At 55.1% G+C, this 24,854-nt stretch carries 27 protein-coding genes, 2 tRNA genes and 1 other RNA gene; 13 read left to right on the forward strand and 17 right to left on the reverse strand.

Annotated features, from left to right (window positions below; all coding sequences use genetic code 11):
* Window positions 1-410 precede the first annotated feature (410 nt).
* Window positions 411-845 (forward strand): universal stress protein, encoded by a 435-nt coding sequence (locus tag GXX95_02155; protein NLT36948.1) that lies wholly within the window; start codon window positions 411-413, stop codon window positions 843-845.
* Window positions 846-1,000: 155 nt separating this feature from the next.
* Here GXX95_02155 and GXX95_02160 read toward each other — a convergent pair whose 3' ends face one another.
* The 14 genes from GXX95_02160 to GXX95_02225 all read right to left on the reverse strand — a co-directional run bounded on the left by GXX95_02160 (window position 1,001) and on the right by GXX95_02225 (window position 13,350).
* Complete coding sequence (locus GXX95_02160) at window positions 1,001-2,992, reverse strand: hypothetical protein (GenBank protein NLT36949.1); 1,992 nt, start codon at window positions 2,990-2,992, stop codon at window positions 1,001-1,003.
* A gap of 359 nt (window positions 2,993-3,351) precedes the next feature.
* Window positions 3,352-4,308 carry an META domain-containing protein gene (locus GXX95_02165; protein ID NLT36950.1) on the reverse strand — a complete coding sequence of 319 codons (957 nt, stop codon included), beginning with the start codon at window positions 4,306-4,308 and terminating at the stop codon, window positions 3,352-3,354.
* Between the two features lie 408 nt (window positions 4,309-4,716).
* Window positions 4,717-4,812, reverse strand: a tRNA-Arg gene (locus GXX95_02170).
* A 93-nt stretch (window positions 4,813-4,905) separates the two neighbouring features.
* Window positions 4,906-5,691 carry an NAD(P)-binding domain-containing protein gene (locus tag GXX95_02175; protein ID NLT36951.1) on the reverse strand — a complete coding sequence of 262 codons (786 nt, stop codon included), beginning with the start codon at window positions 5,689-5,691 and terminating at the stop codon, window positions 4,906-4,908.
* 89 nt (window positions 5,692-5,780) lie between these two features.
* On the reverse strand, window positions 5,781-6,041 hold the full coding sequence (locus tag GXX95_02180) for a 30S ribosomal protein S27ae (protein NLT36952.1): 261 nt from the start codon (window positions 6,039-6,041) through the stop codon (window positions 5,781-5,783).
* An 11-nt stretch (window positions 6,042-6,052) separates the two neighbouring features.
* On the reverse strand, window positions 6,053-6,391 hold the full coding sequence (gene rps24e / locus GXX95_02185; GenBank protein NLT36953.1) for a 30S ribosomal protein S24e: 339 nt from the start codon (window positions 6,389-6,391) through the stop codon (window positions 6,053-6,055).
* Window positions 6,388-6,870, reverse strand: coding sequence for a DUF359 domain-containing protein (locus GXX95_02190; protein ID NLT36954.1), 483 nt, complete (start codon window positions 6,868-6,870; stop codon window positions 6,388-6,390). The genes rps24e and GXX95_02190 overlap by 4 nt, the downstream gene beginning before the upstream one ends.
* Before the next feature lie 40 nt (window positions 6,871-6,910).
* On the reverse strand, window positions 6,911-7,096 hold the full coding sequence (locus GXX95_02195) for a DNA-directed RNA polymerase, subunit E'' (GenBank protein ID NLT36955.1): 186 nt from the start codon (window positions 7,094-7,096) through the stop codon (window positions 6,911-6,913).
* On the reverse strand, window positions 7,093-7,659 hold the full coding sequence (locus GXX95_02200) for a DNA-directed RNA polymerase (protein ID NLT36956.1): 567 nt from the start codon (window positions 7,657-7,659) through the stop codon (window positions 7,093-7,095). The genes GXX95_02195 and GXX95_02200 overlap by 4 nt, the downstream gene beginning before the upstream one ends.
* A 121-nt stretch (window positions 7,660-7,780) precedes the next feature.
* Window positions 7,781-9,964, reverse strand: coding sequence for a sodium-translocating pyrophosphatase (locus GXX95_02205; protein ID NLT36957.1), 2,184 nt, complete (start codon window positions 9,962-9,964; stop codon window positions 7,781-7,783).
* A gap of 290 nt (window positions 9,965-10,254) precedes the next feature.
* Window positions 10,255-10,899 (reverse strand): DUF47 family protein, encoded by a 645-nt coding sequence (locus GXX95_02210; GenBank protein NLT36958.1) that lies wholly within the window; start codon window positions 10,897-10,899, stop codon window positions 10,255-10,257.
* Between the two features lie 8 nt (window positions 10,900-10,907).
* A complete protein-coding gene (locus GXX95_02215; protein NLT36959.1) occupies window positions 10,908-11,939 on the reverse strand; it encodes an inorganic phosphate transporter in 1,032 nt (343 codons plus the stop codon).
* Window positions 11,940-11,989: 50 nt separating this feature from the next.
* Window positions 11,990-12,694, reverse strand: coding sequence for a KaiA-binding protein (locus GXX95_02220; protein ID NLT36960.1), 705 nt, complete (start codon window positions 12,692-12,694; stop codon window positions 11,990-11,992).
* A 2-nt stretch (window positions 12,695-12,696) separates the two neighbouring features.
* Window positions 12,697-13,350, reverse strand: a complete 654-nt coding sequence (locus GXX95_02225; protein ID NLT36961.1) for a hypothetical protein — start codon at window positions 13,348-13,350, stop codon at window positions 12,697-12,699.
* A 353-nt stretch (window positions 13,351-13,703) separates the two neighbouring features.
* Here GXX95_02225 and GXX95_02230 point away from each other — a divergent pair, with 353 nt between their 5' ends.
* The 4 genes from GXX95_02230 (at window position 13,704) to GXX95_02245 (ending at window position 17,020) form a co-directional block, all read left to right on the forward strand.
* Entirely contained in the window at window positions 13,704-14,417 is a 714-nt protein-coding gene (locus tag GXX95_02230; protein ID NLT36962.1) for a phosphatidate cytidylyltransferase, read from the forward strand.
* The gene (locus GXX95_02235; protein ID NLT36963.1) at window positions 14,414-15,016 is read left to right on the forward strand and encodes a thymidylate kinase; all 603 of its coding nucleotides are present in this window, start codon (window positions 14,414-14,416) and stop codon (window positions 15,014-15,016) included. The genes GXX95_02230 and GXX95_02235 overlap by 4 nt, the downstream gene beginning before the upstream one ends.
* Window positions 15,017-15,083: 67 nt before the next feature.
* Window positions 15,084-16,025, forward strand: coding sequence for a deoxyhypusine synthase (locus GXX95_02240; protein NLT36964.1), 942 nt, complete (start codon window positions 15,084-15,086; stop codon window positions 16,023-16,025).
* Complete coding sequence (locus GXX95_02245) at window positions 16,022-17,020, forward strand: isocitrate/isopropylmalate dehydrogenase family protein (GenBank protein NLT36965.1); 999 nt, start codon at window positions 16,022-16,024, stop codon at window positions 17,018-17,020. Before GXX95_02240 ends, GXX95_02245 begins: the two co-directional genes overlap by 4 nt.
* On the opposite strand, the gene GXX95_02250 is transcribed toward GXX95_02245, so the two are convergent.
* Complete coding sequence (locus tag GXX95_02250; protein ID NLT36966.1) at window positions 16,983-17,525, reverse strand: hypothetical protein; 543 nt, start codon at window positions 17,523-17,525, stop codon at window positions 16,983-16,985. The two genes, GXX95_02245 and GXX95_02250, sit on opposite strands and share 38 nt — an antisense overlap.
* Window positions 17,526-17,858: 333 nt before the next feature.
* Between GXX95_02250 and GXX95_02255 the strand changes: the two genes are divergently transcribed.
* The 5 genes from GXX95_02255 (at window position 17,859) to GXX95_02275 (ending at window position 20,634) form a co-directional block, all read left to right on the forward strand.
* Window positions 17,859-18,308, forward strand: a complete 450-nt coding sequence (locus GXX95_02255) for a DUF3795 domain-containing protein (GenBank protein NLT36967.1) — start codon at window positions 17,859-17,861, stop codon at window positions 18,306-18,308.
* A gap of 637 nt (window positions 18,309-18,945) precedes the next feature.
* On the forward strand, window positions 18,946-19,116 hold the full coding sequence (locus tag GXX95_02260) for a hypothetical protein (GenBank protein NLT36968.1): 171 nt from the start codon (window positions 18,946-18,948) through the stop codon (window positions 19,114-19,116).
* A 131-nt stretch (window positions 19,117-19,247) separates the two neighbouring features.
* On the forward strand, window positions 19,248-19,652 hold the full coding sequence (locus GXX95_02265; protein ID NLT36969.1) for a pyridoxamine 5-phosphate oxidase: 405 nt from the start codon (window positions 19,248-19,250) through the stop codon (window positions 19,650-19,652).
* 48 nt (window positions 19,653-19,700) lie between these two features.
* Window positions 19,701-20,420: a hypothetical protein gene (locus GXX95_02270; protein ID NLT36970.1), complete on the forward strand. Its 720-nt coding sequence runs from the start codon at window positions 19,701-19,703 to the stop codon at window positions 20,418-20,420.
* Window positions 20,421-20,547: 127 nt separating this feature from the next.
* Window positions 20,548-20,634: transfer RNA gene (locus GXX95_02275), tRNA-Leu, on the forward strand.
* A 69-nt stretch (window positions 20,635-20,703) separates the two neighbouring features.
* Here GXX95_02275 and GXX95_02280 read toward each other — a convergent pair.
* Window positions 20,704-21,252, reverse strand: a complete 549-nt coding sequence (locus GXX95_02280) for an HD domain-containing protein (protein NLT36971.1) — start codon at window positions 21,250-21,252, stop codon at window positions 20,704-20,706.
* 609 nt (window positions 21,253-21,861) lie between these two features.
* Between GXX95_02280 and GXX95_02285 the strand changes: the two genes are divergently transcribed.
* A complete protein-coding gene (locus GXX95_02285) occupies window positions 21,862-22,005 on the forward strand; it encodes a hypothetical protein (GenBank protein ID NLT36972.1) in 144 nt (47 codons plus the stop codon).
* Window positions 22,006-22,335: 330 nt separating this feature from the next.
* On the opposite strand, the gene GXX95_02290 is transcribed toward GXX95_02285, so the two are convergent.
* Window positions 22,336-23,265 (reverse strand): cation transporter, encoded by a 930-nt coding sequence (locus GXX95_02290; protein ID NLT36973.1) that lies wholly within the window; start codon window positions 23,263-23,265, stop codon window positions 22,336-22,338.
* Between the two features lie 253 nt (window positions 23,266-23,518).
* Between GXX95_02290 and GXX95_02295 the strand changes: the two genes are divergently transcribed.
* Both GXX95_02295 and rnpB read left to right on the forward strand, forming a co-directional pair.
* Entirely contained in the window at window positions 23,519-24,271 is a 753-nt protein-coding gene (locus tag GXX95_02295; protein NLT36974.1) for a hypothetical protein, read from the forward strand.
* A 256-nt stretch (window positions 24,272-24,527) separates the two neighbouring features.
* Window positions 24,528-24,820: RNase P RNA component (gene rnpB / locus GXX95_02300), an RNA gene on the forward strand.
* Window positions 24,821-24,854 lie beyond the last annotated feature (34 nt).

Here is a 24,854-nt window from a genome sequence, read left to right on the forward strand (position 1 = left end):
CTTATGCATGAACGAGCCACCTCTACAAGGAGGTCCCCGATCTTGCTGATGATATAGTTCAGCGGTAGAAGAATCCGGCCAGCGAGCTATTGCTTCTTCTTACCCTTTTTCTTGAGCCGCGCTGTGCCGAGCGTCCACTGATCCTTGAGATTGATGCTGTGAAACTTTGGTGGTTATAGCTGAAGGACGTCATCGTTCCTCTCTCCTTGATCCCCAGCCTGCTGATGTGCAGCGTACCCCTCAAGAGCGTGAAGGAGCACCATGAGGAAGAGGCTGCCAACGCCCAACCTAAGGTCATCTCAGGGATCGCTCGAAATGACAAAGAGTGGTGCGGTCCGGGCCCAACCCTCTTTCCAATATTTTTTTAATGGTTGGGGGATGTATTCTATACAAGACCACTTGGTGTTCTAATGCAATGGTACCGGAAGATACTCATCCCCACTGATGGCAGCAAGTATGCTCAGAACGCGGTAGCACGCGGCCTCTACATCGCCAAGATGTTGAACGCGGACGTGACCCTTCTCACCGTGATTGATGTCAAGGCCACGGTGAGTCTGCAACAGGGCCTGGGCGTGCCTGATGAGTACGCTTACCAGCAGAAGTCAGCGGAGGCCGCGGTGGAGGCAGCGGAGGCGATGGCCAAGGAGATGGGGGTTAGGGCGACCTCCATAGTAAAGAGGGGTTCACCGGCCTATGACATCATCGAGGAGTCAAAGAACCATGACCTCATAGTGATGGCCAGTCGGGGGAGGACGGGAGTGGCCAGGCTGTTCATTGGGAGTGTGGCCGAGAAGGTTGTCCGGTTCGCGGCCTGTCCAGTGCTGGTCGTCAAGACCAAGGAGTGATTAGGGAAATAAAACCGAGGGCCGGGGCGGTATCCTTCTCCCGGACCTAGGATATTGCTGATCGCAAGTGGTTTTTCTCCTGGAGACTTTGATCTGATGCCACCTAGGTAAGTTGGACGCGGGCCGTCCTGAGCTTCAGGCAAGGTCTGTAGTGTTCAGTTCCGCTTACGACCCCACAGTCCGTATCCGACTATCCCGATACCGCATAGGGCCAGGGCAACGATCGCCACCTGACCTGCCATGGTCCCGAAGAACGATGGTTTTGAGCCATCATCGGCACCGACAACGGTGGATATGTTGACGCTGCCCACGATGTCGCCTTCACCATCTTTCTCTAGAGCTTTTACCTGGTAGTAGTAGGTCATGTTGCTCTGAACATCTCCATCCAGGAACTCTGTTCCTGTTGTTGATGCCAAGTACTCCATGACCGTTTGGTTCTCTCCCCGGTAGATATTGTAACCAGTGATGTTCTCTTCCTCAGCTACTGGAGCATTCCAATCGAGGGATACGCTGCCGTTGACCAGGTAAGCGGAAAGATCGGTGGATCCTGGAAGGTTCGTGGAAGGCGTTAAGGTCGTTACGCTCACAAGCTCGCTCATCGCTCCCTCGCCAACTACGTTGATAGCGGACACCCGATAGTAGATCGTTGTTGAGTTATCCAGACCCTCATGAACATAGCCGGCCTCAGAGAGCAAAATGGATTCAAAGGTACCGTTGGGGTCTAGGGACCAGGAGAGATTGTAGCTCGATATGGGAGCACCCCCATCGGTCTCAGGAGCGTTCCAGGTGAGTATGACCTCATCCTGGGAGGGCACTGCAGTAAGGTTCATGGGAGCCCCTGGTGCCAACATCGATACCGATGGTGCAACTGTCACGGCATTGCTTTTTCCTCCGACCCCCGCACTGTTGTGCGCACCTACGGCGAAACTGTACTGGACACCGTTGGTCAAGCCTGTGATCTGGGTTGTGGCTCCAGTAACATGTGCCACATCCCTTCCGTCCTGGTAGACGACGTAATAGTCGATCGCCGCACCCCCGTCGTCTGCAGGTTCGCTCCAGTAGAGGCGAACCTCTCCGTCACCAGGGGATGCCCTCAAAGCGGTCGGCGCTCCTGACATCTGTATCAAAGCATGAGGAGTGACCTTGACCGTAGAGCTCAGGGCTCCAGTTCCGGCGCTGTTGTGGGCGGCCACCGCGAAGCTATAACTAACGCCATTGTTGAGGCTTTTCACGATGGTGTTTGTCGTAGAAACGTGAGCGACGTCCTTACCGTTCTGGTAAACGACATAATAGTTTATGGCCGCTCCACCGTTATCTGCAGGCTTGTTCCAAGTGAGGCGGACCTCTCCGTCACCTGGGGACGCCTTCAGTGAACCAGGAGCTCCCGGTATCTGCACCGATGCATGAGGTGTTGCCTTCACTGTAGAGCTCAGGGTGCCAATGCCCGCACTGTTATGGGCAGCCACTGCGAAGCTGTAACTGACCCCGTTGCTAAGCGCTTTCACGACAGTGCTAGTAGCTTTGACATGAGCCACGTCCTTTCCGTTCTGATAGATCACGTAGTAATCGATCGATGCTCCCCCGTTGCTCGATGGTGCTTTCCAGGACAATGCTACCTGAGCGTCACCGGCGGTTGAGGTCAGAGAGGTAGGCGCACCCGGCTTCTTTATCGTAGGGGTCGGTGCTGGATCGTCGTTCTGGGCAGCCAGCAGGGCCTTTATGGTAGGCTCCAGATTGGCCCTGATCGCGTCCTCAGCTACCAGAGCTTTGTCCCCGACGAAGACCGAGGGGATCATCTGTTTCGGGACGTTGTATCTGTGGTTAAAATCCTGATAAAGGTCCCAGTTGGCACTGTTCTGGGTGACCTCATACCTTAAGAAAGTAACTTGAGGGTATTTTTTCTCCATGCTGTCAATGTACGGCTCAATTGCAGCGCAATGAGGGCAGCTGATGCCGTAGAAGAAGTACACCTTGATGCCGCTGGTCGCGCTCGCTCCAAGTGTCAACATCTCCGAGGGCATCCCTTGGGACCTGTCGTCCGTTAAGGAGCTGACATCCTTGTCACCGTTCAAGTTGGCAAGGTTCGTTCCGAGAGCAAGAACAAGCATCAAGATGAATGCGATGATCATCAGGGGGAGTGGCCTCAAGTTCAGGTAGCTCCTTTCTAGAAAATCAGTACGGATAATAGTATATTAAACATGCTGCTGATTAGTTCATTGAGCCAAACTGGACTGGGCCATAGTTTCGTGGTCACCCTCTTTCCCAACGTGGACTTGGCTTTCTCCAAAGGATGATGTGTGGATCATCGTTGCTATGCACACCATACTGTGGTATCGATATTGTATAAGGTGCCTTGGCCAGACATCATGATGAGACAGAGCGTCGTCGGTGAATAGCTCAGGGAGTCGTGGAGAGAGGCCATCTTAATGGGTGAAAGAAGGACCGTTATGGAAAGCTAGCCGCCACTCCCCGTACCGAGTGGGCAATTGGTCAATGCTCATTGCGATCAGAGGTAAACGGCCTCTAACAGGGCGATGCTGTCCCCAGCTTCATCGAACAGCTCCATCGTGGCACCCTTGATCCGGTAACGTCTTGTCCCTGACAACACTTGGCCCAGGCGTCGCTCCCAATCGTCCAGGGGAGGGCCGCAGGCCATCAAGGTTGAGGCGGCCATACCGAAGGTCAGGCTTTCTCCCCGCTGTTCGTACCCGCTGACCAGCTGGTTACACCCCACTGTGGCCGAGCATCTCCGGTGGCCGTCCACCTCTTTGAGCAGCATGTGCGGCTCCCGTCGGCCTTCCACGGTGGTGATGGCCTGGCCCTGCAGGTCGACGATGCGCCAGTAGGTGTTGGCCAGCTCCGCATTGCTCCTGGACCTTTCGTTGCTATGGCCCGGCCAAGCACGGATGAATCGCTTGACCACGACCGTTCCGCCCCCGAGGATTATGACGCCCTCAAAGGTCACGAACAACGGTCCTCCTGCAGCAACCTGACGGTATGATGCTTCCAGGCGATCGTAGTCACCTTCACGGGCGAGAGGGTACCTTTTCCCGGTATCGACCTCAGTGAAGGTGCCCTCCCCATCGACAAAGTGGAGTTCGCCGCCCATTATGCTCAGGGCTTCCGCCTCGCGGACCATGCGCATCATGATGTCAGCCTTGGACCCCGAGCCCCCGGTGAGCACAGGGTAGAACGTGTCTGAGGTACACCACAATCTTCCATTCACCAGAATCCGGGCTCGCACCGCGTACTGCAGTGAGGGGATTATGGTCGCCGCATCGTACTCGATCACGAACGCGAACGGCGGCCCGGCCGGATCCCCAATGACACTCCGTGCGACCTCGGTGGCCTTAATATCCTGAATGGACACGTCCTCCAGAACGACCTCCAATACCGCGCCTGGTGGAAGGGGTATTCGCTCCCGGTAGCTGGCTCTCCCTTCAATACGGTCAACCTTGCACATCTGACCTACCCATCCCATGATGGCGGGCGAAACTATGTTTTCGAAATAATATAAAATTATGTCCAGACCACTCCATTTCGGTCGTATCGTTCCTGACACTTTGTCAGTATGGGTTCTAATGGCTTCCGTACTTAACACCAAGTCCAAGCCCTGTCCGACCCTCTTCTCTTTCTGTTTCAGGGACTGGAACAGAGGCTTTGATGAAGGCTTGAAAAACCCAGTGGCGTTTTGCTTTTATTTCATCAATCCCAAACCACCATCGTGAGATTTCTGTTTACATGCGAAATGGAGATATTTGGTAACTGCAAGATGATCACAAGAACTGGAAAAAGGTTTGGCTGGCTAGAGGTATTGTACAGAAAATGCTCGAACTGAACTAGAAAAACCAGACACTGGATAATAGTAAGGCGGACCCGGGGGGATTCGAACCCCCGTTCGAGGCTTTCCCTGGACCGTGATGGTCCACCGGAGGCCTCAGTGATATCCAAGCTACACTACGAGTCCCAGCTATCTGATAGAGAAGGTACTAATAAACCTATCCTGACCAGGACCCATAAGGAGTTACCTGCTGGCACCCTCTGTTCGAAGAGTTCGATTCTATCGTGCCTTCCTCGTCGCCTCGAACATATGGTCGAAGGTGGAGGGAAGCTCCATCTCCAGGACCCTAAGCCCCTTTTCCGTTATTCCGCCCTTGGTGGCGACCTTCTCCATCAGTCCATGTGTGCTCTCGCTGCCTTTCGCCAGGATCGAGGCCGTTCCCACCAAGGTCTCCAGGAGCACCTCCTGGACCTCCTTGAGGGGGAGACCGCTGGACCTCGCTCCTGCCTGCACGAAGGCCTCTACCATCATGGCCAAGAGGCCGGGGGCACAGCTTGTCAGGTCAGTGTAACGAACAAGGTCATCCTCGGCCAAGACCTTCACCTTGCTGCACCGCTGGAATAAGGCCTGCAGGTCCATCTGCATCGCTAAAGGCACCCGGCAGCCGTGGGTGATCAATGTGAGACCATGTCCAGAGGTCATGATTATGGTGGGAATGACCCTGCTGACGGGACCGTTGTGACGGGCCTCGATCTCCTCTATCGAGATTCCGCCGTTTATCGAGACCACATGTGTGCGCATATCGATGTATGGGGACAGGTCCTCCAAAACACTGAGCACGGCGGAAGAGTCGGTGCACAGGAACAGGACGTCCGAAGCGCGGGCTATCTTTGGAGGGTCGGAGGCAATGACCACGTCGGGGTACGATGCGGAAAGTTCCTTGAGCCGGTCCGGGGTGCGGTTGTAGACCATAACCTTGTCAGGGGCGATGGAATCTTTACCCAGGAGGGACAGGAGAACCGCCCGCCCCATGTTCCCGTATCCGATGAACCCGTACCTTTTCATTGGAAAGATGGATTGAACCCCGGTATATCAATCATAAGGCTTGGACTGGACAATAAAGAGAATATGGTAAAAGATTGATGAAAGGGGTTTTACTTCTTGTTCTTGAACTCGGTGTAACCGCACTTCCCGCAGGAGTTGCGGTCCTTGTGCTCCGCCAGGAAAACACCCGGACCGCACTTGGGGCAGTTGCGTCCCTTGCGCTCCAGCTTTCCATCCTTAACCGTGTAGTGGTCCTTCTTGGCGGAGGCCTCGCCGCCAGCCTTCTTGCCAGCTGCGGCCTTTCCCTTGTCCTTCGATTCTGGCTTCTTGTCTGCAGGTGCCGCCCCGGCGGCCTTAGCGTCCTTTGCCATTCATATCACCCTTACTTGGCCTTCTTCTTCTTGGCCGCGGGAGCGGGCTTGGGCTTCTTTGCCTTCTTCTCCGCGAGTCCATTGCGTACCAGCAGGTAGTTGGCCTCATACTTCTTGGCGCTGTCGACAGATCCATACACCTTGGCGTATCCGTCGCTGGCTCCCATCCCGAACCGGGAGGCCATGTCCGATACCACGACGCGCTCCTTCTGAACGCCCAAGGCACCTGCCAAGGCTGTGCGGACCGCATCGCGGTTAGGGGAAGGCTCACCGACGTGGTCGGTCTTGAACTCGACGTCGACCCTGTCCATGAGCTTGTTCTCGCTCTTACTGACGATCTCTAACTTCAATTCAATTCCTCCATCGAATATATCAACGATCTTGCTTGGTCCGCTGCGTTCTGGTCTATCTTCAACAATGCCATTCCCTTACCAGGGATGCCAAAGACAAGACAGGAGCCTATAGGAGCCATGGCCGCGCAGACCAATGCGGCCAGATCCTCCTCGCCCTCGACCAGGACTTTCGTTGGAACGTTCCTATCAAAAGCTCGAGCGATCTCGCGCACGAGCTCAGCACTGATCTGACCCGCCGGGTTCGCAACCTTGACGTCAACTCCCTCCATGTCCCTGAGCTTGGCCGTCAGAGAGGTGAACGGCCGGCGCTCGGTCATGAGGTCATAAACGACCAGGTCCGGTGTGAAACCGTTTTCCAGCAGAGTGAGAGATACCATGTCACCGACGGCCATTAGGAGCTTGCATCCATCCATCTCGGCAGGAAGGTCCTCTAATGGGACCAAATTACCGAAACCGGTCGCGAGCTGAGCCCTCATGCTTTCAGGCAGGGACCATCCTCTTCGGGGGCACCGCAGCCTAACGCACCTTGAGGGCGAACTTTCCGTTGACATTGATCCCCATCCGCTTCGCGATCTCCGAACGAGTGTGATCTACAATTATGACATAACCCTGCCAATCCTTGGAGGTCTGGTTTCCGCACAGGGGACAGGTGTCCTCCTCGCTCATGAAGCTGCAGTGCTTGCAGGCCTTTTGTATCTTCATGCCGCACCACCGCTGGTCTTCTTCCGTTCCTCCTCGATCCATTCCAGCTTGCCGAGGCCCGGCTGCCGCATGGTGAGGCCGATCTTGGATTCACGGGGGCTCCTCTCGTTCAAGCTCAAGGCCACGATGCGAGCTCGGACGGTATCACCCACCTTGAGGTCACGCTTGGTGTCCTTTCCCAGAAGGCGGCCGTTCTCGGTGTCGATGTCTATACGATCATCCATTATTTGGCTGATATGAAGAAGTCCGTCCAGAGGGCCGAAGCGAACGAACGCTCCGAACTTGAGGACCTCGACCACAGTACCTTCGATGACCTCTTGGAGCATGGGTCTGAACACCAGGCTGTTATACTTCACGTTCTGGTAGATGGCACCGTCTCCATGGACGATGCGCCCCTCACCCATCGGCTCCACGTTGGACACCAGGACGGTCAAAGAGTCGGAGCCCTCGATCTTACCCTCGAAGGACTCCCAGCTCAATTGATTGATGACGTCAGTAAGGTCTTCGCCGAGCCGCTCAGGCGGGATGCGCACGACCTTCTCCTTGGTTGACAATAGGTACATAACGTGGCCTCTGAATGATAAATGGGGATAAGCCATCTGTTATATAAACGTAAGGGTAATCAAAAGAAAGGGAAAAAGTATCTGGATAAAAGAGATGGAAAGGGTTTGATGGGTTCATCGCTTACATTATGATGAACAGCCCAGCGAAGACCAGGGTGATGGTGGAGAGCAGCTTCACCAGCACGTGCAGGGACGGACCGGCGGTGTCCTTGAAGGGGTCACCGACAGTGTCACCGACGACCGCAGCAGCGTGAGCAGGGCTCTTCTTGCCGCCGTGGTGTCCGGTCTCCACATATTTCTTCGCGTTGTCCCAGGCACCGCCGCCGTTGTTGAGCAGCGTGGCCATCAGGATACCGACGATGGTAGCGACCATCAGGAAGGCCCCAACGGCCTGAACCGCGATCTGCTGGGTGGGGTCAGGGTAGGCGTAACGCCAGATGAGACCGACGGCGATGGGGACCACGACCGGCAGGATACCGGGCAGGACCATGGCCTTAAGGGCTCCAACGGTGGAGATATCGACGCACTGGGCGTAGTCGGGCTTCTCCGTTCCTGCGAGGATTCCGGGCTTCTCCTTGAACTGCCTCCTGACCTCATTGATCATGTCGTAGGCAGCCTTGCCCACGGCGCGAATGGCCAGGGATGTGAAGAAGAAGACCAGCATACCGCCGATCAGAGCAGCTACGAACACGGGGGGCTGGGCGATGTCGACCACGAATATGGACAGAAGGTCCACATTGAGCTTGACCGCAACCTCCTGGAAGTAGGCAGCGAACAGCAGGTAGGCGGCAAGGGCAGCGGAACCCATGGCGTATCCCTTGGTGAGGGCCTTGGTGGTGTTACCGACCGCGTCCAGCCTGTCGGTCCTGCGGCGGACGTCCTCAGGTTGCTTGGACATCTCTGTGATGCCACCGGCGTTGTCGGTGATCGGCCCAAAAGTGTCCATGGCCAGCACGAAGGCTGCGGTAGCCAGCATACCCATGGTGGCGACAGCGGTCCCGAACAGGCCGAATATGAACTGGCTGTTGGCGGAGGGGTCACTGACGCCCAGAACCGTAGCCGCGGCATCCTGCCCTAGGAAGTAAGAGGCCAGCAGGGATATGGCTATAGCGATGATAGGCAGCGCGGTGGTCTCCAGACCGATAGAGAACCCGGTGATAATGTTAGTGGCCGGGCCAGTCTCGGAAGCCTTAGCGATCTCGCGGACAGGCCTGTATTCGCCAGCTGTATAATATTGTGTGATGAACACGATGGCGATGGACAGAGCGATCCCGATGACCCCGCAAACGAAGAACTGCCAGGCACCTAGCATCTCTTGGCTGATGAAGTAGAAGCCAATCGCGCCAATAATAGCAGAAACGTAGTAACCGCGGTTCAAAGCCGCCATCGGCTCCTCGTCCTCGTTCTTCAGCTTCACCATCATGATGCCGACAAGTGAGGCGAGAAGACCGAAGGCACGAACGACCAGCGGGAAGAACACCCAGTCAATGTTACCAGTGAGGCCGAAGATGGCAGCACCGAGGATCATAGCACCGATGTTCTCGGCGGCGGTGGACTCGAACAGGTCAGCGCCACGACCAGCGCAGTCACCGACGTTGTCACCAACAAGGTCAGCGATGACAGCGGGGTTACGGGGGTCGTCCTCAGGTATACCGGCCTCGACCTTACCGACGAGGTCAGCACCCACATCGGCAGCCTTAGTATAGATACCGCCGCCCAGTTGGGCGAACAGCGCAGCGAAGGACGCACCGAATGCGTAACCAACGGCGAGGTTCAGGGTCTCCACGACGTGCCAGGACTCGAGATCATATCCAGTCGGAGCAGAGGTGGGTTCAGCGACCACGAAGAACAGGTAGATGAAGAAGAGACCAGCAACACCTAGAAGACTCAGAACGACCACGGCGATACCGGAAACGGCGCCGCCGCGGAATGATGTCTGCAAAGCCTCGTTGAGGGTCCTTCTTGCACCGCTGGCGGTCCGAATGTTGCTGTTGACAGCAACATACATCCCAATATAGCCAGACAGTGCGGAGAAGAAGGCACCGAGCAAGAAGGCAACGCCGACCTCAAATCTCAGTCCTATCATTATGATAATTCCTAAGATCACGCTTATAATTGCAATCGTTTTATACTGACGGGCCAAGTAGGCCATGGCTCCTTCGCGAATAGCATCCCCGATAAACTTCATTTCGGGGGTGCCAGTGTCCTTCTTGAAGATGTGACGAGTCAGAAGGCCCGCGACCAGGAGGCCGATTACGCCAGCGATCGGTATTAGGTATACCCAGGCATCGATTTCTATAGCCATAATCAGAACCTCTCTCAGGTTTGGGCCCATAATTAGGATTCATGTATATATTGTTTGTTCAATTGATAATTTTAAACAAACAATGCTGGATGAAATGAACGCATGTCGTGAATATCAACTTGTGAACTGTTGTAGGGGGAGAGCAGATCACATCTGTCATATGTTCAACTCCATTTTCAGCACATCGATGTACATTATTACATCAGTGAAAATGGATGAATAGCAGTTCTTCATCGAGACGAGGTCTCCTCAGCCAAAGCCCAGGGCGTGTCCCATCTACGCGGGTAATACTAGGCCAGTTCCACCACTATCCTGTGTAGTATATCGACCGTGATGCTCAGCGCCCTGCCCGCATCTTTTAGATGGTGGTAGACCTCGCGCTTCTTGATTATTTCAACGATATCGTCGGTCGTGAACTGGTAGGCCATGCAGGCGACATAGGTCTTCTCTATGTCATGCTCGGTCTTTCTCATCCCCACGATCATCATCTTCGTGGCCGCTGGGTCCTTGGCCATTATCCTGACCGCCTCCACTATCATCTCCGTTCCCTGGTGAAGGCTTGTGGTCATTGACTTGATGGTGCCGTCCGGGTGGACCTGAAAGGCACGCATCTCGTGGGCCGTGGAGAGGCAATAGTTGAGGATGTGGTCCATCTGTCTGGAAAATGAGTAGATATCCTGACGGTCGAAGGGAGTGGAGAAAGCCTCCAGAAGCAGGTCTTCCGTGCGCAGCCTGAGGTCGTCGGCCTGCTGCTCGATCCTTATGAGTTCATCTGGCTCCCGGGTCAGATCGTCCATGTCCAGCCACTCGTGGAGCGCCTTAACCCCATCGCGTGTTTCAGTAGCCTGGGACAGGAGCATTCCTAGAAAGTCGTACCTGGGAGGAAAGATGGAGTTCCATAGACCGACCTTCGTTTCCTGCCCTTTGTTCTCCATGGGACCACCTAGAGGCCGAACAGCAGTTTGATGATATTAAATATCAACGCAGACAAAGCTGCCGAGGCCGGTATCGTCAGCATCCATGAGACCACCATGTGCTTGCCCACCGACCACTGGACCATCTTGGCCCGTTCCCCTGCCCCTACCCCCATGACGCTGGAGGCGACCACCTGCGTGGAGGACACGGGAGCGCCCGCAGCGGTGGACAGCAATATCGTGACCGAGGATGCGATCTGAGAGTCCAGGCTGTCTATGGGCTTGATGGGGAATATCCTCCTGCCCAGCGTCTTCATGATCTTCCAGCCCCCGCCGATCGTTCCCATGGCGATGGCCCCGGCCACCAGAAGGCGGACCCACAAAGGTATTTCCTGCACGCTGATCATTCCTCCGGCCAGGAGGGCGATGATGATCACACCCATCTGCTTCTGACCATCGTTGGCCCCGTGGGAGAAGGACAGCACGGCGGTGGTGAGGAACTGGGCACGGCGGATGGGGCGGTTGGCCGACCGCTTGGCGTTCATAAGGGCTAGCATGCTGGCCTTCTTCATGAGGTACCCGCCCAAGAACCCTATGGCCACAGAGAAGACCAGCAGAAGCAGTATCTTGGTGAGCCCAGTGAGCTCCCCGTTCAACAGCTCTGTGGTCCCCCAGCTGATGCTGCCCGCGCCAGCCCCGGCGAGGCCTCCGCCGACCAGCCCCCCTACCAGGGCATGGGTGGAGGATGAGGGGAGGCCGAACCACCATGTGATAAGGTTCCATGTCGAAGCGCTCAGCACCGCGGCTAGGAGGATCGGCAAAAGGGCCTCCGGCTGCGGGACCTGGACCAGGCCCCCAATGGTGAAGGCCACCGCGCTACCCCCAAGTATGGCGCCCAGGAACCCAAAGGCCGCGGAGTAGAGCACGCTGGTCCTGGGCGTGGCCGCCCGGCAGGCCACCATCGTGGCCACGGTCGCGCTGGAATCCTGGAACCCGTTGGTGAATGCGAAGAACAGGGCCACCCCCGAGATGATCATGGCCAGAAGCGCGGGGTCTATCAGCAGAACACCGGGGGTGGCATGCTCTTTCTTATTATATGACCCCTACCAGATCAGAAACGGGACTTCAGGACCACGATGCCATCATTGCGGTTAATGTCGATGGACTGCTTGCCTGTCATGTGATCGGTACCTCTCATCTTCAGGACCTCTAAGTACTTGCGCCTGGCACCTTCCTCCTCGGCCATCAGCAGCAAGATTATTCCATCGACGGCGTAACCTAGATCGCTGGGGTACAGTTCTCCGGGAAGCACCTCTCCGGTGACCACCGTGGTAGCGTTCCAGTTCTTCAGCCGATTGGCCATGTCGAAAAGGAATGCACGGTAGTTGCCCCTCATCATGCTGCCGATCACGGATATGGGATCGATGACGATGCGCTGGGGCATGACCTCTGCGATCTTCTCCTCCATGATGTTAAGTAGGTCCGCAGGTTCGATGTCCCGGATCATAGCTCCCAGGTCGGAGTAGATGATCTTGTCCCCGAACATCTCGGGGTCGATGAACTTGAACTGTGACGCATACCTCAACATCCACTGGGTAGGTTCTGACAGGGTGGTGAAGTAGAGCCCTTGCTCACCTCTCCGAGCGCCTTCGCTGAGGTACTTGAGGGCAAAGGTAGTCTTACCGACACCGGCGGTGCCTGCGACCATTATAACGGCCGGGAACGGGAATCCCCCTTCTATCATCGGGTCTAGGCCAGGGATACCGGAGCTGATCCTGATGATCTCATTTCCACTCGGAACGCTGCATGTTGTCATAGTTACCTTCCCCCCGCTGCGAATCTTGTTTCTGATATCTTCCTAATCTCGACGGCCCTTGTTGCTCCAGAGTTGGAGGTGGCCCTGGCTATAGCCTCTCCCCGACAGTCGATCTCTTTCACGGCCAGGGACTTGGCGGCCTGGTAGAGCGGTCCGCACCTTTCGCTGTCGACCACCAAAGGTACTATGGTATTGCCCCTGGACGTCATTACCTCGACGAACATCTTGAGGAAGGCCTGAACCGAGCCGAAGCTGTTGTATGGTAGCATCGCGGCCAGGTTATCGATCATGGCAAACCCGCAGGAGTTCAGGTTCAATTTGTCATCCCCCATGCTGTTGATGGCGGCGGGAAGGGTGTCGATATGGAAAGGCGCGTCCACGAAGCTTGCACCTGCGTTGCATATCTTGTTGTCGGCAGAGAACCTTCCGATGGCATCCAGGAACATCAGGCGTTCGAGGCCGATCTGGTGCATGCGCATGAGGTGCACCATGTACTGATGAGGTCTGTCCACGGATATGAAAAGGCCGTTCAGCTTCTTCTCGAGCAACAGGCCCTTCAATATGACCAGGTTGACCCTGACGAACTGCGTGGAGTTGACGTCGAACAGGACGGGCCCAGAGGTGTTCTCGCCCAGTGAAGCTACGATATATCTCATTAAAGACTCATCCTGCTCGTTCATTCAGGTCCGGGTTGGGATTTCTCGGTTATATTATAAAACTTGTCCACTAATTATCTGGGTTGATTCAGAACCAACGAATTACTGGCCTGACCGGGAGAGCGGGGATGAGGGGATATCACTATACATGTCCGATACCCTCAAAGAGGTTGCAAGGGTCTCCCTCTCCACGATCGACGACACCCCTGCCGAGCGTGGGAGCAGATGGCAACATCATCATCGACCTTGTATCGGTCCATCACACAGCCCTATAGACCTATGGATCATGAGGGGTTTTTCCATGAGTAAAATATAATAAATCATAGACCTTCCTTCCGCCGTTCATGTGGAGCATGGGAGATATCGTCGGTCTCATCTTGGTATACTCCTATGTCATAGTTGTCATCGTCATCTCGACCCTGGCCAAGAAGCGGTTCCCGGGTTGTGGCTACCGCAAGATAATACACATCCTGGTCGGTAACATTGCGTTCTTGTGGTGGGTGTTCGACTCGCGATACATCATGGCCTTTCTGGCCGCGGCACCCTTCATCGTCCTGCTGCTGCTGGTGACCCCTCGCTCTCCACTGCGTAAGTTCGAGAATTCATTCCTCAAGATGGCCACCTCGCAAGGGCACGGCTATGGCCTGGTCTACTATGCAATATCCTGGACCATCCTGGCGTTGGTGCTGTTCGATGATCGCATGGTGGCGAGCATTGGCATCGTGGCCATGTCCTATGGGGACGGGGTCGGGGGCCTTATAGGAAAGCAGTATGGACGCCGCAAACTGTGGAAGGACAAGAGCTACGTGGGTACGGCAGCGGTGATGATAGGTACGTTCCTGGCCACCCTAGCGGTCATCGCATTCTACACCTATCTTAATGGGGTGGTTCCTGGGCTCAACGTGCACCAGTACTCAGTTGCTACAGCCCTCGGCCTGGCAGCGGTAGTGGGACTCTTCGTATCCTTGGTGGAGATGCTTTCGCCGGGAGAGTACGATAACCTCATTGTCCCCTTCTCCACCGTGGCCTTGGTCCTCCTGATACAATGGTTCCTCCTGGGGGGATGAGGGCGAGGCGTTGGATCATCGTGGACGGGCTCGACGGCTCGGGCAAGAGCACCATCGCCCATTGGATCGGTGAGCATTACGAGTCCAGGGGAGAGAAAGTGCTGATCCAGATGCACCCCTCCGGGCGCTTCACGGGCAGGATCGCCCGCAGGGCCCTCCAGAGCAAAGGGGCGGCCATGTTCGTGGTGTCCACCACCTTCTTCATACTCGATGTCCTCGGATCCCTGATCAGGCTCAGGCGCTGGCGCCGGTCCTATGAAACGGTGGTGTTCGTGCGCTATATCATGGCCGCGGCCTACCTGCCCAAACGCTATGCACAGAAGGGCTATGAAATCATCGCCAAGGTGCTTCCCATCCCTTCTCGGCTGCTCCTCATCGATATCGACCCCGAGACCGCCATGAAGCGGATGTCCACGAGGGAGGACGAGGAGGAGATGTTCGAGAACATACCCTCGCTCACCAGGGAGAGGGAGAAGATCCTGCTGCTGTCCCATGGCTGGAAGGTGCTGGACAACAACCAGGACGAGGCCGCCTCCCGCATTCAGCTTATGCGCATTCTAGAGGAGTGGGACGTCAACCTGGGCGATGCCGCGGCGTAGGTACGCTGATGACAAGGATTATTTAGGGTCACGGGATTGCTTTTTTATTCGCGATGAGGTTTATTTCATGAAGGCCAAAAGACCGGTCAAGGATGTAAAGATCGAATCGGGCATGACCGTCGACGACCTAATGGTCCAGCTGCGCCAGTCCGGAGGTTTCACCGGCAGGAAGCTAGCCGAGGCCGTGGACATAATGGAGAAGATGGTGCTTAAGGAAGGCTGCACCAAGTTCCTGTCGTTCCCCGCATGCATCATGGCCACGGGGACCCGAGGGGTCATTGTGGAGATGGTCAAGAGGGGGATGGTCGACGCCATCATCACCACCTGCGGGACTATGGACCATGATCTGGCAAGGACCTGGAAGAGCTATTACCACGGCGACTTCCATATGGACGATGTCAAGCTCCACCAGCAGGGCATGAACCGCCTGGGCAACGTCCTGGTGCCCAACTCCAGCTACGGTGTGGTATTGGAGAGGAAGCTCACTCCCATGTTCAAGGAGATCCTGAAGGGGAAGAGCTCTATATCAACCCGCCAATTGGTCGACGAGGTGGGCGCGCGGCTCCACGACGAGGACTCCCTGGCATACTGGTGCCACCGCAAGAAGGTCCCGATGTTCATACCGGGGATCACCGACGGCTCCTTCGGCAGCCAGCTGTGGATGTACTGGCAGGACCACCGTGACCTCAAGATAGACCTGTTCCAGGACGAGCAGGACCTCATGGACATGGTCTTCGACGCCAAGGAGAGCGGGGCCCTTATGATCGGGGGTGGGATCTCCAAGCACCACACCATCTGGTGGAACCAGTTCCGCGGAGGCCTGGACCATGCGGTGTATCTGACCACCGCCGTGGAGTATGATGGCTCCCTCTCTGGGGCCCAGGTGCGGGAAGCGGTGTCCTGGGGAAAGGTGAAGGAGAACGCCGATCACGTGACCGTGGAGGGTGATGCCACCATAACCCTGCCCTTCATAGTGGCCAGCCTCGCCGAGAGGCTCGAGCGAAGATGAGGAAGGTCGCGATCATCGAGGGGGACGGCATCGGCCCCGAGGTCATCAGCTCCGCCGTGGACGTCCTGCGGTATATCGGCGTCGACCTGGAGATGGTCCCTGCGGAGATGGGGCAGGGGAGCTTCCTGCGGAACGGGAGCTATCTGCCACTGGGAACGATGGACCTGCTGAAGGAGTGCGATGCCGCGCTCTTCGGGGCCATAACCTCGCCCACCACCTACGACCCCAGCTACAGGTCCCCTCTCCTCCAGTTGCGTCGAGAGTTCGACCTCTACGCTAACATCCGGCCGGTCAAGAGGCTCCATCCCTCAATAGGATTGGTCGATCTGGATGTGCTCATCGTGAGGGAGAACACTGAAGGCATGTACACGGGGTCGGAGCGTGAGGTCCCGGGGGGCGTCATAACCGAGCGCAGGATCACCGAGAGAGCGTGCCGACGCATCGTCGACAAGGCCATAGAGCTGTGCAAGGCGGAGGGGCGAGGGAGCATCACCTGCGTCCACAAGTCCAATGTGCTCAGAAGGTCCGATGGCATGTTCCGAGAGATATTCTACGATCTGGTCAGGGACAGCGGCCTGAAGGGGCGGGACCTCCTGGTGGACGCAGCGTCCGCAGCCTTGGTGTTGCGACCTCAGGAACAGGAGTGCCTCGTCACCTTGAACCTCTACGGAGATATCCTGTCGGACGAGGCCGCGGCCCTGGTAGGGGGCCTGGGCTTCGCCCCCTCGGCCAACATCGGAGAGCAATTTGCTCTCTTCGAGCCTACCCACGGGTCAGCCCCTGATATCGCCGGAAAGGGAGTGGCCAACCCCATCGCCGCCATACTCTCCGCGGCCATGATGCTTCGCTTCCTGGGCTTGGGTCCGAAGGCCCAAAGGATAGAGTCGGCGATCCCTGCGGCCCTAGGGCAGGGAATACGGACCCCCGATGCCGGGGGGAAGCTGAGCACTACGGAGTTCACCAGAGACTTCCTAGAGGTGTTATCCACTTTTTGAGGGAGCGTAGCACCGGTAACGCACTGACGAGCGTGGCCAACCCCGTCGTCTCATGGACTATCAGTCCCTTCAGAGAGGGATCGCCGGAGGTCGCCGAGAACTCAGCCCTGCGCATATGCAACAGGACCAACGCCATCAGCCCCATGAGGAACATCTCCGCCGGCGAGCAAATGCCCAGGTAGTTCATCTGGACATAGTCCATGAGGAGGTGCGCAGACCATGCCACCAGAGGGAGCACCATGCGGAACCCCAGGACCACTGGCGCCACGAACAACACCGCCTGGGGGCTGTGCAGGAGACTCTTCCACTGCACGTCCGAGGAGAGGGCCGCCTGGAGGTTAAGGCTGTTCTCCACACCCTCCTTCGCCACGAACTCGGCCATGCCCAGCACATGATCGATGTCAATGAGAACACCGAACAAGAGTACAGCGAAGGCGGCCTTTCGATCGAGACCGAACCAGCCGATGAGGATAAGGGCAAAAAGGAGGTGGGTTGTAGCTAGCATTTTCGGCCCACCTACCCCTGAAGAGCATAAAGATTTTTTGGGACGGGGATGCCGAGCAGGTAATACGAAAAAATTGTACCCGTCACCATTGAGGGAAACAACTGAAGAGGTGAAGGTACGGCATCCACTGGCCGCCGGTCATACTCGAAGGGCGGAGCAGGGAGAAGAGTACATTGATCTCAGAATGCCAACAACACGCGGGCTCAGAATTATCGTAAAGACCGGCATATCCGTGGGCGGTCCATGCTGTAGGTGGCATGTGTTAAATCCTATCTCATAAAGCTGCTGACGAAAGATTCAAAGACCGAACAGGGCCTAGGGGGGCTGAGCATCATGTCAGAATCCACAGAACGTACTGCCTACTGCGGCCTCTACTGCGGTGACTGTATTCCCCACGACAAGCGCGTGTTCAAGGCCGTAGAGGAGCTGAAGAAAGCATTGGACGAGGTCCAGTTCGACCAGTATGCCTACCTGAGGTCCCAGGCCTATGGGAAGCTGCTTGATTACCCCATATTCATCAGGGTGCTCGACGAGATCGAGGCCATCGAATGCAGAGGGCCCTGCGCATGTGGTGGAGGAAAGAAGGTCTGCATCGTCCGGGACTGCGTGAAAGCGAAAGGGCACAGGGGCTGCTGGGAATGCAATGACAGCTCCACCTGCAATAAGCTGGCATCCCTGAAGAGATTCCATGGGAAGACCATCGAGCACAACCATCAGATGATACGCGAGCATGGGCTGGAGAACTGGTCCGACAAGAGGGGCAAACACTACCCCTGGCGTTAGACCAAGGCACGGAACGTACCCTCGTCGAGGGCTACGTCACCGCCAACTTTTTTTTACATCATCAAGAACGCCTGATCATGGGACACGAACGTGAGCCCAACAAAAAAGGGATGTCCGAAGGAGGTCTGCCTTGACCACGTCCCGTTTCAACGATGGGGCGATCTCTGAACTGAAAGGGGGCGATCGCCGCTCTTTTCGGCTATCGCTCATTTCTTCTTCGGCTTTTTTCGGGGGATAACACGCTTGCGTTGCATTTCACCATGAACGTCCTCTAGATGCGCATGCAGCTCAGATATCGTCTCGAACCTCGCACCGCACCTCTCACAATCTGTCTTTATTCGCTGGGTCATGATTCATCTCATTCCATATGTCATCAGCGCCTGAGCAGAGCCCAGGACCGGGCCCATCACGCCTGACATCTTCGTCCATTTGTTTAAGTGATATAAACCCTTTGAACTTATAGGCGTTCGCATGAAAGAGTTATGGCCTCCTGGTCAGGGCATCAATCATATAATAATGAAAACGGAATGACGTGTTTCAAAACATTATTTTAAGTACTAGAAGTTCTTTGGCGGGTTAGTCGAAAAAGTCTGAGAGGATTTTTTTAGGACGAAACAAACCAACAGTAGGTATAGTAATGTACGGAAACAAGAGACAGGGCGGTTACAGCCGCGAACCCCGCGAAATGCACGACGCAACTTGCTCCGATTGTGGAGCTCAGACCCAGGTACCATTCAAGCCGACGGAAGGCAGGCCTGTGTACTGCAGGGACTGCTTCCAGAAGCACAAGCCCAGGGACAGGTTCTAAACCTGATCCACATTTTTTTATTTTTTAATCTCATACCACGTAAAAGTTCCCATTTCTCAAGAACGGCCTTCCGGCGTGTTCATCAGCGACCCTCCTTAACAGTCTTATAGGGATGCAGCTCATTCACGAGCATGGTTAGCCTAACCACTGACATGATGGAGCTCATTAAGAACACCCGCTACTTCCCTCTGGCCACTGCCTCCGCGGATGGCGATCCCAACGTGGTGCCAGTGGGCTCGGTGTTCCTCATCGATCCTGAGACCATCTGGATCGGCAACCAGTTCATGGATGCCACCATTAACAATGTCAAAGAGAACCCCCGCGCGTCGCTCTACGTATGGACCCAGGGCGTGAAAGGATGCCTCAAGATAAGGGCCGATGTGACGGTAATGGAGGAAGGCGAGGAATATGAGAGGATGAAGGAGATGGTGAGCGCTAAGAGGGCGGACCTCAAATGCCGTTCCCTCCTGGTACTCAAGATCACAGAGGTATACGAGTGCACCTCAGGCAAGGATGCTGGGAAGAAGCTCCTCTGATCCTCCAGAATGTCGGACCCTGTGTTAAGTGTCTCAGACCGCGATAGAATGACCATCATGATCTGCGTGGGGGGTGGGTCCTTTGGCACCCAGGCGGCCCTGCAGGGTCGCACCCAAGGGGACAGGGTCCTGGTGATCGATATTGATGCCAATTGTCGCGCGCGATCCCATGCCGACAGCATCATCGACGACTTACGTACGTTCCAAGGCTCCCCACCCGGTAGCATCCATCTGTTAGTGGATGATGGAACTCGAGCTCTTCTGAACATCCTTCAAAGGTGGGTGCCTGACCGGGTCGTGGCCGCATCCCGCGGTCATCTCGCGGCACATCTCGCGGCAGAGCATGTTCGGGGCCTTGGGAAGTCGCTAAGGCCCATGACAGAAATATTGCCCACCATTATCAAGGCCCTTCCTTCAGGGTCGGTGATGGTCAGTGATCTGCAGCAGGCGGTGGTGGTTACCAGCTACATGCCGTCCTCGCTACTATGCGATGATGGCTGCATGCAACCCTCCATTTGCCCGGTGACGGGTCGAGACATTCCCATTCCTATGCACGAGGCCATCTTTCGAGCTGTGGAGGACAGGGTCGATCTGCCCATAGTCCTGCAGACCACCCGTACCGAGGATGTTGCTTCCATATCCGGTAAAGAGCTGGCAGCCATGCTATCATCCTTGGAGCAATTGGAGGACGGAAGCACCTGCGCGATCGCCACTGTCTGCGCCTGCCATGGGTTCCTCAACCTGTTCCATTTGAATGAAAGCAAATGATCATTCCAGAGCGCTATGGGGAAGGACAAGCGTTTTGACGGGGCGAGAAAACTTCGTCGGGTCGGGCAATTTTGGGGCCTTGCAGAGGAAAACTTAATATTCGTTCCCATTATTGGGTGGGCTACAAGCAGGGGTAGCCAAGCTTGGCCAACGGCGCAAGGTTGAGGGCCTTGTCCTTAGTGGTTCCTGTGTTCAAATCGCAGCCCCTGCACCATCATTCTCTACAAACATCGATTGGCTCATAATTATGGCTACAATGGCTCTCATTGTTCGGCCCATTCTATTATTTCTGCGCATCTCCAATTGCAAGGCCATCCTTATCAGCCCTGCTGCCGCAAACGCTTGAGGAAGCGAGGCAGTCCAAAAAAATGATTCCAGTAGGAGTTCGGAAGATCTCCTCCTTGATCTTCGCAATCGCCGGCCCCTGCATACTGTCCTCGATGATGTTGACCAAGAAATCCGCCTCTACCAGGATCTGATGGTCCCTGGCATCGATATTGCCGTAGGTGTGATGGTGGGCTATCAGCCAGCAAACACGGTCCACTAGCGCAGGTTCGCATCCGAGCTGATCAAGCATTATTTTTGCGACGGGGGGGCCTTCCCTCTCCTGATGCTTGCCGGGGCAGCAACCGTACTTCGCCTCGCTGACCTTGATCCCTATGTCATGGGTGAGAGCGGCAACCTCCAGGATTCTCAGAGTACTAGGGTCCAGGCCTTCCAACTCCCCGATGGTCTTGGCGAAGGAGTATACCTTCATGAAGTGGTTGATCCGTTTGGGATCACCCGAGTAGTATGTTATCATTGCATTGGCGATATTCGCTATCATGTCCATCGATTCTCCCAGGGAGCGTGGTCACCACAAATGCCTCAACTTCCTACAGTGAACAGCTACCTCTGGGCGAAGGGGATGAACGATATTAATGACATCCTTCCTAGTCCAAGAACGGACCGAGAAGCCTCTTCGGTGTTGGGCTGCATATCTATCTTCGATAGGCACGAGGCTCTGAAATTCTGGTTGGCCATCTGAAAAAACATAAATTAGGTCACTACGATGGTTTTTCTTAAAGGTACTCCGGTTGAAACGTCTGCATCATATTCTCGGACGATAGCCCAGGTTTGTGATGGGAGATTAGATGGTCCGTGTAGATGTGTCAATAAGCATATTCGTGTGCTCGTTCACTGAGATCTGAGGCTTTTTCAATGAAGAGGCGAATGACACTGGCAAAAAATATTCGATAAAGGATGATAATCTGCTTAGATAACCACCTCTATAAGATTAATAGTGGTTTTTTCACTTATCCATCGTCTTAAAAAATATATAAAATATTATTTATAAAAACAATAATATCTATTATAAATAACCACCTGTTATCAAAGATACTAATCGGGTATTGACTGATTATATATTGCGGATAAGCTGCTTGCTTCTTAGGTGAAAAAGATGAGCGATGTCCATTGCTACTTCTGCAAGTACCAATTCACCTCGACCAAGTGCTCCGAGTGTGTTGGCCACAGTGCATTCAAGATATCCGCGACCGCACAGAGGATACCGTCTACAGAGGAAGCGGAAGAGGATTCGGATTGAACCTCGAGGAGTTGGATGGCGGAGGGTAAGGATAAATCGATCCCGATTCTCATCTAACCTGTGACGACGCTCGCATATGGGGACGCTCTTCATCGACCACGTCTGTGTTCCTCACGGTGATCGGGTCCCTTGAAAAGAGAGAACATAGAAGGATCATGTACGGTCAAGCCTTTTCGTCTGTCCATTTACTAGCTTCACAATAGTGTGCCCTAACTGACCTTGGAATAGAGCCGGGAAAACTAGGACCTTGATATTCATATCTGATCTGCCGATGGGCTACTACTATTATCTCAGATATTCAGTGTCAACGTGAAATCAAGATACTGAGCATCAAGAGCTGGGGATAATGCACTTCTCTTCTCCCTCGCTCTCTATCTGAATGGTAGAATGTGTGACCTGGTAACGTTCTCTCAGCAGCTCATTGGCCTTGAGTATGATGTTGTTGCATGTACTTATTGGGCGGTCCTTGACCACCAAGTGAAGGCTCATGGCATATACTCCCGAGGTCAGGGTCCAGGCATGGAGGTCGTGAACCCGTTCGACCTCCTCTATCTCCATCAGGACCCTCTCTACCTCTTCCATGTCGATATGTTCCGGGGCTGCTTCCAGCAGGATAGCAATCGATTGGTCCACCAGACGGTAAGCACCGAAGATGATCACCAACCCGATGATTATGCTGATGATCGAGTCGGCGATAGTGAGGTTGAAGAAGAATATCAGGAGGGCGGCAAGTATGACCCCAATAGAAGAAAGGAGGTCACCCAGCATGTGAAGGTAGGCACCCTTGACGTTGAGGTTCTCCTTGGTCTTGTCCCGAAGGATGTATATTCCCAGAAGGTTCGCGCCCAGGCCAATCACGGATATAATGAGCATGAGCGAGGAGTCCACCGATCGTGGCTGACCTATCCTTTCGAGGGCCTCCAAGATGATGATTATGGAAAGGACCGCCAGAGTGATCCCATTTACCAGAGCTACCAGTATCTCGATGCGATGGAAACCAAAGGTGTGCCTCTTCGTCGGAGTTCTGGTGGTCACGATAGAGGCGCCGAGGCTTAACCCCAAGGCTAGGACATCGGTGAACATGTGCCCTGCATCACTGAGCAACGCCAGGCTATCGCTTAGTATGCCGCCGATGATCTCGATCAGGGCGAACCCGAGGGTGATCCCCAGTGCCAGGAGCAATACCTTAGTTGAACCGTTCCTCAGCGAAACCTCGCTCATCGACCGTGGATTGGGCGATATGATATTGACCTTTTCCACGAACCTAATCCGTGAGGCGTTGGAAAGGCCTCGGAACTCGGCTGAGCAAAGGCCACAATACTAGCCGTTCGGCGGTCTTGTCCTTTACCTAGCGAACGTGAGCCTGTCCTCGAGCGTACCCCCCCCCCGCATAGTATCAGCTTTCGGAAAAACGCACTTCACCTGACAAGCCTTAGATACTACAAATGAGTGATTTCCAAAGATGGCTGCCAACGGTTTTCGATGTAAGAAGTGCGGATCGCCGTTTGTGAAGATGCGCGCTGTGAACGGTGTCCGGGTGTTCTTTACCCTGATATGCGTAGGCATCCTAGGTCTAGCCTTCATCATAATGATAGACCAGATCTCCGATCCCATGCTGCCGGAGCTGCCGTTCATCAACGTGAACAGCGTGATGGCGGCCCTGGTGGTACTGGTGCTGGTCAACCTCGCCTCATTCCAGACCATCAATGGTGAGAAGAAGAAGTACCTCAGCGATGGCAAGTTATTATGCTCCTCTTGTCAGGGAATTGTCAAGGAGGAGCAGTACCAGGCTCACTTGACAGAGGAACTGGAAAGGAGCAAGTGGACCTCAGAGCTGAAGGCCTTGACCGAAAGTGATCCCGTCCTTCGCTCGGTCGTACAGGAATGGGTGTTGTCCAACGAAGGCGGTGAGCCGGGCCAGCCCGTGGTGATCGACCTAAGGAAGGCCATTAATCTGGACAAGGCGGGCAACTACGAGGGCGCGGCCAAGATATTCGAAGAGCACAAACTATGGTCATCCGCCGGCAAGGTCCGGGAAAAGAACCGTGTTCAGATGGTCAAGCATGTGACCGTGGACATGAACCAATTGATCGAGCAGATCGGGAACAAAGGGCTCGCCGTCCCCTATAAATGCCACAACTGTGGTGCCAGCATCACTATTGACAAGAACTCCAGTGCAACAGGGCTCAAGTTCTGCTCCTACTGCGGTACCGCATATAACATAGAGGAGATGTCCAAGATCGTCCAAGAGGCGTTGGCTATCTGATATCCTGACAGGGTCATCTCGAATATGAGCCGGAAGGTCTGATTCAGACCACGCTAGCTCGTTTGTTAGACTGAGCGCTTCCAGGCCTTGATCGATCGATAATAGAATTATTCTGTTTAAATATAGATGAATAGCAGTGGTACACACAATATGGCCATGAAAGGCCTGTGAACGAACATGTCACACCCGAAAGGCGGTCTTGCTATCGCATATCTAGATATCATTATATTGGTAACCGACCTTAAGAAGGGGCGTCAGGAGAGGGAGGGCGGCCGACGGTAGGACGCAGGTCCAGCTGAGGAAGGTCCCTCCTCCATGAGAAAGGTGGGTCGCGAAAAGCGGCCTGGCGAGAGCCAGGGCAAGGGCCCAGAAACGACACAGCCTTGACCGAGAATGATCTGCTCGGCGGTGACGTTGGTCAGGGAAATGGTGAAACGGCGACTCCCCACCGGAGCAAGCCCAAACAGTCGGGATGACGGCTCAGGACCGACGGGTAGGGTGCGAAGTTGAATGCTGCCTGAAACAGAAGGGGGCCTACTACCCTCACCTGACACTTTTGCATTTTTTCCATATCATCTCTGAT

The organism is Methanomassiliicoccus sp. (genome assembly GCA_012719175.1).
GTDB lineage: Archaea > Thermoplasmatota > Thermoplasmata > Methanomassiliicoccales > Methanomassiliicoccaceae > UBA6.